At 61.9% G+C, this 13,869-nt stretch carries 12 protein-coding genes and 1 pseudogene; 9 read left to right on the top strand and 4 right to left on the bottom strand.

The window, feature by feature from the left end; genetic code table 11:
• Positions 1-57 precede the first annotated feature (57 nt).
• The 5 genes from V7S54_RS29775 (at position 58) to V7S54_RS29755 (ending at position 6,747) form a co-directional block, all read left to right on the top strand.
• Positions 58-1,824 (top strand): PQQ-dependent methanol/ethanol family dehydrogenase, encoded by a 1,767-nt coding sequence (locus V7S54_RS29775; protein ID WP_336409623.1) that lies wholly within the window; start codon positions 58-60, stop codon positions 1,822-1,824.
• 75 nt (positions 1,825-1,899) lie between these two features.
• Positions 1,900-2,622, top strand: coding sequence for a response regulator transcription factor (locus V7S54_RS29770; protein WP_336409624.1), 723 nt, complete (start codon positions 1,900-1,902; stop codon positions 2,620-2,622).
• Between the two features lie 82 nt (positions 2,623-2,704).
• Positions 2,705-3,883, top strand: coding sequence for an FIST N-terminal domain-containing protein (locus tag V7S54_RS29765; RefSeq protein ID WP_065375114.1), 1,179 nt, complete (start codon positions 2,705-2,707; stop codon positions 3,881-3,883).
• Positions 3,880-6,087 (top strand): hybrid sensor histidine kinase/response regulator, encoded by a 2,208-nt coding sequence (locus V7S54_RS29760; RefSeq protein WP_336409625.1) that lies wholly within the window; start codon positions 3,880-3,882, stop codon positions 6,085-6,087. Before V7S54_RS29765 ends, V7S54_RS29760 begins: the two co-directional genes overlap by 4 nt.
• A gap of 222 nt (positions 6,088-6,309) precedes the next feature.
• The gene (locus V7S54_RS29755) at positions 6,310-6,747 is read left to right on the top strand and encodes a pseudoazurin (protein ID WP_065375113.1); all 438 of its coding nucleotides are present in this window, start codon (positions 6,310-6,312) and stop codon (positions 6,745-6,747) included.
• A 104-nt stretch (positions 6,748-6,851) separates the two neighbouring features.
• Here the strand turns inward: V7S54_RS29755 and V7S54_RS29750 are convergent, their stop codons facing one another.
• Genes V7S54_RS29750 through V7S54_RS29735 form a run of 4 tightly spaced genes read right to left on the bottom strand, consistent with a single transcriptional unit; the run spans position 6,852 to position 10,546 of the window.
• On the bottom strand, positions 6,852-7,643 hold the full coding sequence (locus V7S54_RS29750) for an ABC transporter permease (RefSeq protein WP_336409626.1): 792 nt from the start codon (positions 7,641-7,643) through the stop codon (positions 6,852-6,854).
• Entirely contained in the window at positions 7,640-8,356 is a 717-nt protein-coding gene (locus V7S54_RS29745) for an ABC transporter ATP-binding protein (RefSeq protein WP_336409644.1), read from the bottom strand. Before V7S54_RS29745 ends, V7S54_RS29750 begins: the two co-directional genes overlap by 4 nt.
• A 31-nt stretch (positions 8,357-8,387) precedes the next feature.
• Entirely contained in the window at positions 8,388-9,356 is a 969-nt protein-coding gene (locus tag V7S54_RS29740) for a YVTN family beta-propeller repeat protein (protein ID WP_336409627.1), read from the bottom strand.
• Positions 9,353-10,546: an ABC transporter substrate-binding protein gene (locus V7S54_RS29735; protein WP_336409628.1), complete on the bottom strand. Its 1,194-nt coding sequence runs from the start codon at positions 10,544-10,546 to the stop codon at positions 9,353-9,355. Before V7S54_RS29735 ends, V7S54_RS29740 begins: the two co-directional genes overlap by 4 nt.
• A 149-nt stretch (positions 10,547-10,695) precedes the next feature.
• On the opposite strand from V7S54_RS29735, the gene pedF reads away from it, so the two are divergent.
• The 4 genes and pseudogenes from pedF to V7S54_RS33360 form a co-directional block, all read left to right on the top strand.
• Entirely contained in the window at positions 10,696-11,382 is a 687-nt protein-coding gene (gene pedF, locus V7S54_RS29730; protein ID WP_065375109.1) for a cytochrome c-550 PedF, read from the top strand.
• A gap of 147 nt (positions 11,383-11,529) precedes the next feature.
• The gene (locus V7S54_RS29725; RefSeq protein ID WP_336409629.1) at positions 11,530-12,288 is read left to right on the top strand and encodes a substrate-binding periplasmic protein; all 759 of its coding nucleotides are present in this window, start codon (positions 11,530-11,532) and stop codon (positions 12,286-12,288) included.
• A gap of 645 nt (positions 12,289-12,933) precedes the next feature.
• The gene (locus V7S54_RS29720) at positions 12,934-13,518 is read left to right on the top strand and encodes a hypothetical protein (protein WP_336409630.1); all 585 of its coding nucleotides are present in this window, start codon (positions 12,934-12,936) and stop codon (positions 13,516-13,518) included.
• A 91-nt stretch (positions 13,519-13,609) separates the two neighbouring features.
• Positions 13,610-13,852: pseudogene (locus V7S54_RS33360) on the top strand (transposase); the annotation flags it as partial.
• Positions 13,853-13,869: the final 17 nt, after the last annotated feature.

Genomic DNA, 13,869 nt, shown 5'->3' with positions numbered 1-13,869 from the left:
TCGAAGCCGCCAGACGGTTGCGGCTCACGCGACGGATTGCGAGGGAAGGAGATCAATATGAACAGATTGATGCTGACTGCCGTGACGGTCCTGTCACTGGCGGGACTAGCCCAGGCGGGGGTGACGGAGGAAGACCTCGCCAAGGACGCCACTACGGTCGGCGATGTGCTGACGAACGGCATGGGGAGAGGGCTGCAGCGCTTCTCCCCACTCGAGACGCTCAACAAGAAGAACGTCAAGAACCTAGTGCCTGCCTGGGCATTCAGCCTCGGTGGTGAAAAGCAGCGGGGGCAGGAAAGCCAGCCGATCGTCCATGACGGGATAATGTATATCACGGCCTCTTACAGCAGGCTCTTCGCCATCGACATCAAGACCGGAAAGGAGCTCTGGCAGTTCGACGCTCGCCTGCCCGAAGGTATCCTGCCCTGCTGCGACGTGGTGAACCGCGGTGCGGCGATTTATGGCGACAACATCTACTTCGGAACGCTTGATGCCCGTCTGGTCGCGCTGAACCGCAAGACGGGCGATGTGGTCTGGAACAAGAAGATCGCCAACTACAAGGAGGGCTACAGCTACACCGCCGCGCCGCTGATCGTGAACGGCCTCGTCATCACCGGCAACTCCGGCGGCGAGTTCGGCGTTGTCGGCGAGGTGCAGGCGCGTGACGCCAAGACTGGCGAGCTTGTCTGGACGCGCCCGGTCATTGAAGGGCACATGGGCACCTACAAGGGCAAGGAAAGTACCATGACCGGGACGCTGAATGCGACATGGCCCGGCGATCTGTGGAAGACCGGCGGCGGCGCCACCTGGCTCGGCGGATCTTATGATGCTGACACGAATACGCTCGTCTTCGGCGCCGGCAACCCCGCTCCCTGGAACAGCCATCTGCGTGATGCCGGCAAGCCGATTGCGGGCAACAAAGGCGACAATCTCTATGCGGCAAGCCGCCTCGGAATTGATCCCGAGGATGGCGAGATCAAATGGCATTTCCAGACGACGCCGAGAGAAGGTTGGGACTTCGACGGTGTCAACGAGGTTGTTCCCTTCGTCTCCAAGGATGGCAGGAAGCTGTTCGCGACCGCCGACCGAAACGGCTTCTTCTACATTCTCAATCGTGAAGACGGGAAGTTTGTTGCCGCCTATCCCTTCGTCAAGAACATAACCTGGGCCAAGGGCATCGATAAGAACGGCCGTCCGATCTATGTGGAGGAAAACCGTCCCGGAGATCCTACCGCGACGGCCGACGGCGGCAAGGGACAGCAGGTTTTCGCGGTGCCGTCGTTCCTCGGCGGCAAGAACTGGATGCCGATGGCCTACAGCCAGAAAACCGAGCTCTTCTACATACCTTCGAACGAATGGGGCATGGACATCTGGAATGAACCGATCTCTTTTAAGAAGGGCGCGGCCTATCTCGGCGCCGGCTTCACCATCAAGCCGCTGTTTGAGGATCACATCGGCTCGCTGAAGGCGATCGACCCGAACAGCGGCGAGATCAAGTGGGAATACAAGAATGCCGCGCCGCTCTGGGGTGGGGTGATGGCAACGGCGGGCGGCCTCGTCTTCGTCGGGACGCCCGAGGGGGAATTCAAGGCGCTCGATGACCAGACCGGGGAGGTCCTCTGGACCTTCCAGACCGGATCCGGGGTCGTCGGGCAGCCAATCACCTGGGAACAGGATGGCGAGCAATATGTGTCAGTCATCTCCGGATGGGGCGGTGCTGTTCCGCTCTGGGGCGGCGAAGTCGCCAAGAAGGTCAATTACCTCAACCAGGGTGGAATGGTGTGGACCTTTCGTTTGCCAAAACAATTGGCTTCGGCACAATAGGAAGAACGGGCCGGGCGTTGGTAGCCCGGCCCTCGACCGTCGTGGCAACGGCAGAACAATGCGGAGCGCTCTTGCATGATCATCATCCGCAATTCCTTCCAGGCACCGCGTCCGAACCTACCGGTGCAGCCCCTGCTCAAACCCGTCGAGTTGCGATCGGCGCTGATCGTGGACGATCACCCCTTATTTTGCGATGCGTTGGCGATGACCTTGACCGGCCTTGTCGGCATCGAAGCCATTGAATCCGTAGGGACGCTGGAAGCCGCCCTTATACGGTTGGACGGAGATACGCCGCCGGACGTCGTGGTGCTCGATCTCAATCTGCCGGACGTCAATGGACTCGACGGTGTCGTGCGACTTAGACAGGCGGTTCCCGGGATCCCGATCGTGGTTGTTTCGTCGCTCGACGAATTGAGGATCATCCGAGCCTTGCTCAAGGTGGGAATCAACGGCTTCGTGCCGAAACATGCGGTTCGGGACGAATTTCGCGCTGCCTTCGCAGCGATCGCGCGAGGCGAAATCTACGCCCCCCAGATGGCGCTTGAGCCGGGCAGCGTTTCTTTGTCCGACGAGGCAATTGCCCGTCTAGGACTGTTGACGCGTCAGCAAGCCAAGATTTTGCAGCTCGTCTGCGCCGGTCTGATGAACAAGCAGATCGCCTATGAGCTATCAATCGCCGAGACGACGGTGAAGGCGCATGTCACTGCGATCATGCGCAAACTCGGCGTGCAGACGCGGATGCAAGCCGTTTTGTTCGCACAGGAGGCACGCTTCACGGCACTGACGCCGGAGGAATGAGATCTCCGGTCCGCCGCCTCAAGCTATAGCCCTGGATTCCGGACCGATTACAGTTTTACTGTAGTGCGCGGAGGAGGACGCAATGAAGGTATTCGCAGGAGGAGACATTGCGCCCGACCTGATCGTTCCGCGCGCCTGCGCACACGCGAGCGACTCAAACGCCATGGAAGCCCTGGCGCAGCAACTGGGGGCAGGACCTTTTTCGCTGATTATGCTGTTCGCTTCGCCGACGGCCGACCTTGAAGGTCTGCCGAAGGAGGTCGCGCGCGTCTTCGGGGAAACCCCGGTCATTGGCTGCACCACAGCGGGCGAGATTTCCGACGCGGGTTATGACGAGGGCACCATCGTCGCACTCGCTCTTCCGGTTGAGCTCTTCCGCGTCGACACGCTGACGATATCCGATCTCAATGGGCTGGATCCGCCTGCTCTCGCCGCCGATCTCGTTCGAACGCGCTCTGCGATGGCCCAGCGTTACCCCGAGCTCGCGCATGAGTTCGCAATGCTGCTGGTTGATGGGCTTTCACAGAAAGAGGACGAACTGACCTCGGCACTTGCGGCGGGCCTTGGAGCAATGCCGATGCTCGGAGGCTCGGCCGGCGACGGAGTGCACTTCGGCCGGACTTTCGTGCTCGACGGTCATCGACTCTCAAGCAATGCGGCCGTGCTGGCGTTGGTGCGCACGGAATGTCCGGTCCGTATCTTCAACTTCGATCACCTCGTTCCCACCGACATACGGATGGTCGTCACCGAGGCCGATCCGCGCCGCCGGATCGTGCGCCAGATCAACGCCGAACCTGCCGCTCGAGAATATGCTCGTCTCGCCGGCAAGGATCCGCAGCAGCTCAGCCCTTTCACCTTCGCCGCGCATCCTGTTGCAGTGCGGATGGGCGCGCGGCACCACGTGCGCGCCATCCGTCAAGTGATGGATAACGGCGATCTCATCTTTTTCTCGGCCATCGACGAGGGTGTCGTGCTGACGATTACCGAGCCTGGAGACTTGGTCGGCCAGCTTGACCGTGAGCTCGCGCGCCTGTGCATGCCGGAACGCCCGACGGCGATCCTAGCCTTCGATTGCATCTTGCGCCGTTTGGAGGCCGAGGAAAAACAGATCGTCGGCCCCCTCTCCGAGTTGCTCCGCCGCTATAGCGTCGTCGGCTTTTCCACCTATGGCGAGCAGTTCGGCCCGATGCACGTGAATCAGACGATGACGGGCGTCGCGATCTATCCGCCAGGCACCGTGCTTCCCGAAAAGGTCCCATGATGTCCCGCATCTCCGACTGCCTGATCGATCCCGCCGACAACCCAGAGCGCAATACCGAGAAGCTTCTGGCAATCGCCGAGGTGCTGATGCGCCAGGTCGAGCAGGCATCGGGGGAGCGCGGGATCGCCTATGAGCAGTTCCAGCGCGCGGCGCTCTTGGAGGAGCGGGTGCGGCAGCGCACGTCCGATCTCGAAGCGACGCTTAAGGTACTGAACGACACGAATGCGCGCCTGGCCGAGGCCAACCGCGCGGCCGAGCGCGCCCGCCGCAACCTGGCCGATGCTATCGAGGCGGTCGAAGAGGGCTTTGCCCTCTTCGACGCCGGCGAAATCCTGGTCATGTACAATTCACGATTTTGCCGCGAGCTCCAGGACGTGCGCGCCATCCTTCATCCAGGCCTGTCGTTTACGGATTACATCGAAGCCTGTAGCCGATCCCGCTTTCTCGATTTGCCAAAGGGCGAGGCGCCGGCCGACTGGATGGCAACGAGGATGCAGCGCCATCATGTGCGCAGCGTCTTCCAGGTGGCGCTTGCCGGCGACCGCTGGCTGCAGGTGAGCGAGCAGCCCACGTCTGATGGCGGTACGGTCGTCCTTCAGACAGATGTGACCGAGATTATTCGCATGGAGCGAACCGAGCGTGGCAGGATGCTGGACGATCAGGCTCAGCTGATCCGCGCGACGCTGGAGCACATCAACCAGGGAATATGCATCTTCGACGCGGCAGGTCGGCTGGTCGGCTGGAACGAGCGGCTCCGCCGGCTGCTCGATATTCCCGTGACTGTCCTGCGCACGGGTACCGGGTTCGACACGCTGCAGCGCTGGGTCCACCGCGATGGCGAGCTGGTCAGTTCCATATCTCCTGCGGCACTTTCCACCTGGGCTCTCCAGAAAACGCCACGGGCCCCCCTCTATCTGGAGATCCGCCGCGCTTCGGGCGTGATCCTCGTCGTCTTCGCTGAGGAGACACCGGATCGAGGCTTTGTGATGTCGTTCAGTGACGTGACGCGCGAACGGCAGGCGATCCAGGCGATGCAGCGCGCCAACGCCTCACTGGAAGCGCGTGTGGCGGCCCGCACCGAAGATCTGCGCGCCGCACTGGCCGAGGCCGAGCGCGCCAATTCCACCCGCACCCGTTTTGTCGCTGCGGCCAGTCACGACCTCTTGCAACCGCTTTCTGCCGCCAAGCTCTTCGTTGCTTCCGCCCGTGACGAAACGGAAGATGAGCACGCTGGCGGTACCCTCGACAAGGCTCACAAGGCGCTGACAAGCGTCGAAGCGATCCTCGGTGCTCTGCTCGATATCTCGCGGCTGGACGAGGCTGTTGTCGAGATCTCACCGGTCCGTCTCGCGCCTCTGATCGCACAGCTCACCGACGAGTTTGCGCCGATCGCCGAACGCAAGGGACTAAAACTTGCCATTCTACCGTGCACGCTGACGGTCTACAGCGACCCGGCCTATTTGAGACGCATCCTGCAAAACCTCATTGGCAATGCAATTCGCTATACCCGCACAGGCCGCGTGCTCGTCGGGCCGCGGCGCATCCCCGGCGGCGTGCGCATTGAGGTGCATGATACCGGTCCTGGTATTCCCGCAGAGGAGCAGGCGGCAATCTTTCGCGAGTTCCATCGGCTCAATGCAAGCACATCCGCTTCGGAAGGCTTGGGACTCGGCCTCGCCATCGTCGAGCGCGCCTGTGCGTTGCTCAATCACCGACTTACGCTGCGCTCGAAGCTCGGACATGGCACATACTTTGCGATCGAGCTGGAGCAGGCACCTTCTCGCGCCTCGGCGAGTTACCCTGGTACGGTTTCTTCGGACGACGGCTCAACGAGCGCCTGCGGCGACCGGATTGCGCTTCTCATCGAGAACGACGAGGAACTGCGCCACGCGATGAGCCTGCGCCTGGAACGGCGCGGCATCACGGTGCTGGAAGTGGCAAGCGGCGAGGAGGCGCTGGAGCTGGTCGAGGAAATGGGCATCGTGCCCGATCTCTATCTCGTCGACCAGCAGCTCGGCGACGGACTGAGCGGCATCGAGACCCTGACCGAGCTCAAGATGCGTCACGGGGACCGGCCGGCAAGGATCATCACCGCCGACCGATCACCGAGTTTGCGCGAGGCCTGCGCCGCCGTGGCGATCGAGATCATCTACAAACCCATTGACCTGGCAGTGCTTGAAGCCTTCGTAACCAGAGCGGGATGAGACTGTGCGGTAGATGGGCGCAAACGCCCGGTACTGGGGGTTCGGCCGCCCCGCGCCCACCGGCACCGTTGTGGATGGGCATTGTCCACGTCTCGCCCTTCAACTTGTTGGAATCAATCATCTTCATGCTCCAGACCATATCGCCCGGCACCAAGGTCGCATTGCGTCGCCCTGCACTTTCAATGTTAGCTTTTTCTAGTTTGCCACAGCAGGGAGAGAGCAATGCTGAGAAGAACGGGTATCATGACGGCGATCGTGCTTATGGCCAGCGGGGCCTTCGCCGGGGAGCATGAAGTGAAGATGTTGAACAAGGGCGAGAGCGGGGCCATGGTTTTCGAGCCGGCTTTTGTGAAAGCCGCGCCTGGCGATACGATCCGCTTCCTGCCCGTGGACAAGGGCCACAATGTCGAGTCGATCAAGGGCATGCTTCCCGACGGCGTCGAGCGCTTCAAGAGCAAGGTCAACGAGGAATTTGTGATGACGGTGAGCGTGCCGGGCCTATACGGTGTGAAGTGCTCGCCGCATTTTTCAATGGGCATGGTGGCGCTGATCCAAGTGGGCGAGGTGCCGGCCAATGTCGAACTGGTAAAGGTCACGAAGCTGCCGGCGAAGGCTGACGAACGGATGAAGGCGGCTCTGGCCGCCGCTCTTGCCCCTTGAACAACAACTTGGGGAAGGCTGAGGCGCCGCGTATCTGATCGGATGCGCGGCGCCTGCGCTTTAAAGGGGTTCTGGAACGCGTTTCAACAGCGACCGTCTTCGATTCAGAGCTTCCGGCTTGCCAGCCCGCGCGCCGGATCATAGCCCCAGATCGCCCCGGCGCCGAAGACGGCAAGTGCGGCGAGCGTGACGGCGAGGCCGAGCGGATCGAGCTGTCCATAGAGAGCAAAGCGGATCAGCTCAACGGCATGGGTGAACGGATTGACCGCGCAGATGTCACGCAGGCGCGGCGAGGCATCCGCCATCCTCCACAGCGGATAGAGCGCCGAAGAGAGGAAAAAGACCGGGAAGATGACGAAGTTCATGACGCCGGCGAAATTCTCGAGCTGGCGGATGAGGGAGGAAAGAACGAGCCCGAGTGCTCCGAGCATGAGCGCTGCAAGCATGATGGCGGGCAGGGCGAACAGATAACCGGCAACCGTGAAACGGATCCCCCAGGCCGCCGCGACTGCAAGAAATAGATAGGCTTGCAGCATGGAAATCAGGCTGCCGGCAGCCAGCTTGCATGTGAGCAGCCACCAGCGCGGCAAAGGAGCTGTCAAGAGCAGGCGCATCGAGCCCATCTCTCGGTCGTAGACGAGGCTCAAGGAGGACTGCATTCCGTTGAACAGAACGATCATGCCGACCAGGCCGGGCGTGATGTAGACTTCGTAGGGGATGTAGGTCTGGTAGGGCGGCGTGATCGAGAGGCCGAGCGCGGCGCGGAAACCGGCGGCAAACACGATCAGCCAGACGAGCGGTCGCACAAGCGCGGCAAGCAGGCGGCCCCTTTGACCCAGGAAGCGCAGCGCCTCCCGTCGAAGGATGGCGCGCAGTGCGATCGCTGCATCCTTCATGACGCCCCTCCTGTCAAGGCGATGAACCGGCCGGCAAGGTCGGCGCCGCCGATCACGCCGGCCTCGCCGGAGGCAATCACGCGACCACGGTGAAGCACCACGAGGCGGTCCTCGGGCCAGACCTCGTCGACCAGGTGCGTCGCCCAAAGGACGGCAAGGCCTTCGTCCGTAGCAAGCCCGTGCACATGCTTCACGATGGCGGAACGCGTCGCCGCGTCGAGCCCGACAGTGGGCTCATCGAGGAGCAGGACCGAAGGCTTGTGGATGAGGGCGCGAGCAATCTCCATTCGTCGGCGGTGGCCACCATTCAGCGTCGCCGCCCTTTCGCCGGCGCGCTCCGCCATGCCGAGCCGCTCGAGTACGGCCGTCGCACGTATCTCCGCCTCCCGGCCGGAAAGCCCGTGGAGTGCAGCGAAGTACAGGAGATTGTGCCGGACCGTGAGATCGAGATCGATGGTCTGTTGCTGGAAGACGACGCCGATGTGCCGAAGGGCGTTGCGCGGACTGCGTTGAAGATTGTAACCGGCGACTGAAATGGCCCCGGCCCGCGGGGTGAACAGCCGCGTCAGCAGGCCGAACAGAGTCGATTTGCCTGCGCCGTTCGGCCCGAGCAGCGCGCAGAACTGACCGCGCCCGACCGTAAAGCTTACATCTTCGAGTGCCTGCTTCGCCCCCCACATGTGTGCTATCGACTCGACTGCCAGTCCGCTCACGCCCGTCCGCTGTTCGACCATCGCTTGCTTCTCACGGACGGGCCGCGGCCCCCCATGGAAAGCGGCCGACCTTGATCGACCTGACCGGCGTGCGGGATGCCACATCAATCACGGTGACGTCGCCGGAAACACCATTCGTCGTGAAAAGCTGCTTGTTGTCCGGGGAGAAGGCCACGTGCCAGACGCGTCGACCGACGAGAATGTATTGCTCGACCGCAAATGTCTTCATGTCGATGACGGCGACATGATTGGACGGGCCGAGCGCGACGAAAGCAGTCTTGCCGTCTGGCGCGAACTCCAAGCCGACGGGCTGGATGAGGTCGGCATTGACCCCGGTGATGCCGAAGGCGATCCTGCCCTTCTCCGCCTGCGTTGCCGCGTCGAAGACGGTCACCGTGCCGCCGATCTCGGAGGATACCCAAAGCTCGCGGCCGTCCGCAGTGAACTGCGCATGGCGGGGCCGGCTGTCGACCAACGTATTGGCGAAAATCCTCATCGTCGCGGTATCGATCCAATGCGCCATGTTGGTCGTCTCGGACGTGGTCACCACGATCTTGCCGTCAGGTGAAACGGCCATGCCTTCGGGCTCTATGCCGACATCGATCTGCGCCACGACTTCCCGGCTATCGACATCGACCACCGTCGTCACTGCGTCGTCTTCGTTCGCGATCCACAAATGCTTGTCGTCGGGTGCGAGCACGAACTGCTCCGGATCTTCGCCCGAAGGGAGTTCATGAAGGATTTCGCCGGTCGCAGCGTCCATGACCTGCACAGCGTCACTGTCGGATGCGCAGATATAGGCGCGCGAATGGTCGGAACTGAACGTGATGCCGCGCGGGCGCTCGCCCGTCGCAATCGTACGCACGACTTCAAGCGTCGCGGTGTCTATCACCGAAATGTTGTCGTCCTTCTCGTTGGTGATCCAGATTTCACCGGCAGACGCGGCGATCGGGAGCGCGGCCACGGTAAGCGCTGTTAGGAAAGGGAAGAGCCGTCTCATTTCACCCCTCCGAAAGCCTCGCAGGCGCTTTCCGCACGGTCGAGGCCGAGCGTGTCCATGTCGTTCTCCCGGTGTAAATAACCATCGAGCGGCGCGAGCTCGACGAGTGCGCGGGCATTCACCACCGGCATCGGCTGACGCAATTGCCCGTTCCAATCTCGGTAGCTGAGCGAGCGGCCTTTGAAGCCGTCGAGAGCAAAGGCATCCGACAGAATGTAAGTCCGGAGCCTCACCGGGTCGGCCGAGTTTGTCCGCGTCACCGCCTCGCCGACCGTGCGCAGCGCTGCCCAGGCGGCGTAGTCGCGCGGCCGCATCTCCCGCTTTGCAGTGGTTTCGAAGCGGTTTTGCAGCTGCACGGCCCCCCATTGTTCCAGAACCGGCGCCCACCCTTCGCCGCGGAGCCCGTCGGAGCCGGCGACCGGGCGTGGCAGCCAGGTGTTGTCGGCGACATAACGAGCGAAATCGTCGGCTTCGTCGGCAATCAACAGCACGTCGTGGTCGGGGAGGTCCTGCGTGAATAGTGGCACCTCCCTGCCCGCTGCTCTCCTCAGATCAGTGTCGAAGGTCCAGGTCTTTTCGGCGACGATTTCGACGCCAAACTTTGCCGCTGCGGCTCGCAAGATCGCAGCGAAGCCCTCGTCGCGCGGTCGCGGGCCAACGACCAGCGCCGTGCGGGTCCAGCGGCGCGCCTTCAGCATCTGCATCAACGCATCGGCGCGCATCGCATCCTCTGCGATCGTGTGCAGCAGATTGGCCCGGCAGTCGCCATCGCGTAGGCGCCGCTCGCCGGATGCGATGTTGAAGATCAGTGCGCCCTTGGCCTCGGCTAGGTCCGCGACGGCCAGGATACTCTCGGCGGGAGCATCGAGGAGAAGAATGGGTGAGGCGGCGAAAGCCGCTTTCGCCGCCGCCGTAAGATCGCCTCCTGGGTCAACGGAAATGAGGTTCAGCGTGTAGTGATGACCGAGGAAACTGCCGGTCGTCTCGGTATCAGCGAGAGCGACCCTTGCTCCGGCGATCCCGAGGTCGGCGGGGATCGGATCGAGATTGGAAAGCACTGGCGGCGCCTTCTCCTCCTGGCGCAGGTAGGTCAAAGCGACGCTGATCTCTGCCTCAGCCGGCCCGGCAGCGCCAAGAAGCGCGACCAGGAGGCATCCGGACATTGCCCGTCTGATGCGGATATTCGGCATTAGACACTCCTCCCACCGAAGACGTTAAGGCGGGGTCACGGAGGGGGGAATACGACCTAGGTACCATGCCGGGCCGCGACCTAGGTCGTATTCCGCCGCCACTGCGATTGGCGTTAGAAAAACCGCAGCGAGATCGTGGAGGAGGAAAGATGTCCAGAAACCGTATCCGCGCCGGGCTTGCGGGCCTCGCACTGCTGGCAACAGCGACGATAGTCGTCGCGCATGGCGACGTCTCACCCCAGCCGGTCAACACCGACGCATTGCCGGACATAGGTGAGGAATGGCTGACGGAGAATCCCTACCGGGAGGCGAAGGCCGGGCGCGACGTCTGGCTGAAGGCCGTCGATATCGGGGCATCCGGCTTCAACCAGAACTGTGCCCGCTGTCACGGGCTCGGCGCCGTATCCGGTGGCCTTGCCCCCGACCTTCGCTTCCTGGAAGCGGCGGAATATGGTGACGAGTGGTTCATCGAGCGATTCCGCCACGGCTACACCCAGGACGGCACGACCAAGATGCCGGCCTTTGGCGATGTTCTCGGGCAGAAGGCCGCTTGGGCGATCCGCACTTACGTCGAGACACGGCCGGAAGATGGGGCGCTCGATGCCCATTCGGATCGACTGCACGATGTGCGCAACGAACTTTCGGCGGCAAAGGTTTCCGACCCCGATGCGCTAAAGGCCGAGCTTGAGAAAATCGCCGCCGAAGTGAAGACGGCCTCCGGTGCGCCGGTCGCCGACAGCGTCGCCTATGAGGCAGCCCGGATCCTGAGTGACAAACCCGCTAGCTGGAAGAAGGCAAGTGAAATCCTGACCGTCGGGCTTTCGGCGACGGAGTGAGCCATGCATCCTTCCAGGGCGATCGCGCTCGCAACAGTGACTTGCGCCGTCCTACCGGCCGTAGCCTTCGCTCGCTGCGAGGGCTACGGGCCGCAGCCCAAACCGCAGAACACCTTTCCCCAGGATGTAGGGCGCTCTTTAGACAGAGTGCTCGAAGAAGGATGGATCGAGTTCGCGGTCTATGAGGATTTCCCGCCGTGGTCCTATGAGGTAAACGGCAAGACACGCGGGATCGATGTGGATATCGGGCGAATGATCGCCGCGGCCCTTGGCGTCCAGGCTCGCTTCCGGCGGGTCCAGGCCGGAGAAACGCTCGACGCCGACCTCCTCAACTATGTCTGGAAAGGCGCGGCGATCGGCGGCCACGTCAGCGATGTGATGTTGCACGTGCCCTATGACCGAGACTATGCCTGCCGGATCGAGCAGGTAAGCTTTACCGGCCAGTACGCGACCGAAACCATTGCGATCGCCTACGACAAGAAGACCTATCCCGAAAAAGGCCCAACGCCAACGTTCTTCCGGTATGATGCGGTTGCCGTGGAGAATGACTCCATTTCCGACTTCTATCTGACCTCTCTCCTAGGCCCCGTGGACAAGATCCGCCGCTACCGTAGCACCGCGCTTGCCATGCAGGGGCTCGCCTCCGGAGAGACCATGGCCGCCATGGGCGCGCGCGCCCAACTTCAGGCAAGCATCAAAGCACACCCCAGTGCCGGCCTTGCGGTGCATGAGCCGGCGCTTGTCGGTTTCGAACGGAGCAAATGGGTGCTCGGAGTCGGCGTCAACTTTCAACACAAGGATCTCGCTTATGCCGTCGATGATGCCATCGCCGCGGCGCTGGCAGACGGCAGGATCGCGACGATCTTCAAGAGCCAGGGCGTGACCTTCCAACCGCCGTCGAGATAGCAGCCTCAGGCGTGGCCCGGCCGGAGAAGCAAACTAGCGCCCACAGGCGTAAACGGGGGAACTTCGTCGCGTGCGAAGGACGGACCGTTGCCATCCTGTGAAGTGGACCGCAATCTTCGTCGGATGATCCCAACAAGTCCAAATGAGTTCCTGATTTGTATCGCTAAGATCGCATAATGTATCCCCTGGAACGTTCGAGCCGGCCGCCGGCTGCGCTGGGTTTTGGCGAGCCTTTTCGGAGGGGATAGCAGCGGCTTTCCGGCCCCCACATCGCCCGCGCTCCTCTGCCGATCCTGCCTGGGTTCTTCCCCGGATCAGATCGCGTTCAAACTGTGCCTCCGCACCGAACAGGGGCAAGACGGCAGCCTGCCGGAATTTCTCTTGTCGATGCTTTCGGTGATGAGGGCTTCTTGTGCCTTCCCTCGCCCATGACGATCAAACGCTCCCACATACATTGATGTTAATCATTTCTGGTGGCGGCGGCGTGAGAAGCCTGATCTCGGACTCGCCTTGGCTAGCACTGACGTCTGTCATTTTGGTTCTTCGTTGCCGTCCTTCGCCCGAGTTGGCGTCTATCCCTGTCGTTCGAAAGGTGGGATTCTCGATCGCAGGAGCAAGCTGGCGCTGTTCACAAGGAGATGCATCATGGGCACGGATGAGATCGACCTGGGTCAGGACTCGGAACTCAGAGACGATGCCGATATCGAGGTGGACGTTGGTTCGCCGTCCGCTGCCGTCGTCGAGCTCGACGCCGAGGTCGACCAGAATGGCGAAATTGACCAGGAGACAGACATCGGCAGCGACCTAGAGGAGTTGGGCACCAGGGACATTGACGTGACTGCTGATCAACGGCCGGAGGTCGATCAGCGGATCGAAGTGGATGTCGAAGTAAGCGAGGACGACGGTATTGTCGTCGTCGAAATCGATATGGACGTGGAAGACGATGTCGAGATCGAGAGCGATGTCGATGCTGACATCGACGCCGACGACGAAGATAGTCTTGACGTCGAATTCGATCAGGACACTGAAAACGACGGAAACATCGATATCGACGTGGAAGTCCGTGATGACCTCGACGCCGAAGTCGACGTGGACGTCACATCCCTACTGGAGGCCCTGGCAAGGGGGGCGTACGAGCAGGATGATCACGGCGATATCGCTGTCGCCCTGTATGAGGAAGCCGTCGCCGACGGCGATATCGGCGTGGACGTCGAAGTAAACGATGCGTGAGACTGCCTCGCCGGATGAGGTTCGGCAGATACACGATCTGGTCCAGTTGCGGACCCGCAAATGAGACGCAACAGCTTCACCGAAGAACAGAGACGGTATTTTGAGAGAACCCCAGGAGGGCGTTCCTGTTGCCGAAACAGGCCAAAAGCATGGCGTGAGCAGATCGAGTATCTACATGTGGAAGGCCAGATTTGGCAGCATCGACGTTAGCGGCGGCCATCGTGTTCAGGCGCAGCAAAATGCGAACGCCCGCCTTAAGAAGCTCCCGGCAGAGATGGTGCTCGTCAATGCAACGCTGGAGGGCATTCCTAGAAGAGATAGTAACGCCATTTAATAATGAGGCTCATCTAG

The sequence above is a fragment of the Ensifer sp. CCNWLY38 genome, assembly GCF_037120565.1.
Lineage (GTDB): Bacteria > Pseudomonadota > Alphaproteobacteria > Rhizobiales > Rhizobiaceae > Ensifer > Ensifer adhaerens_H.
Note: the sequence above shows the minus strand (reverse complement) of the source record. Positions and strands in the feature narration are given on the sequence as shown.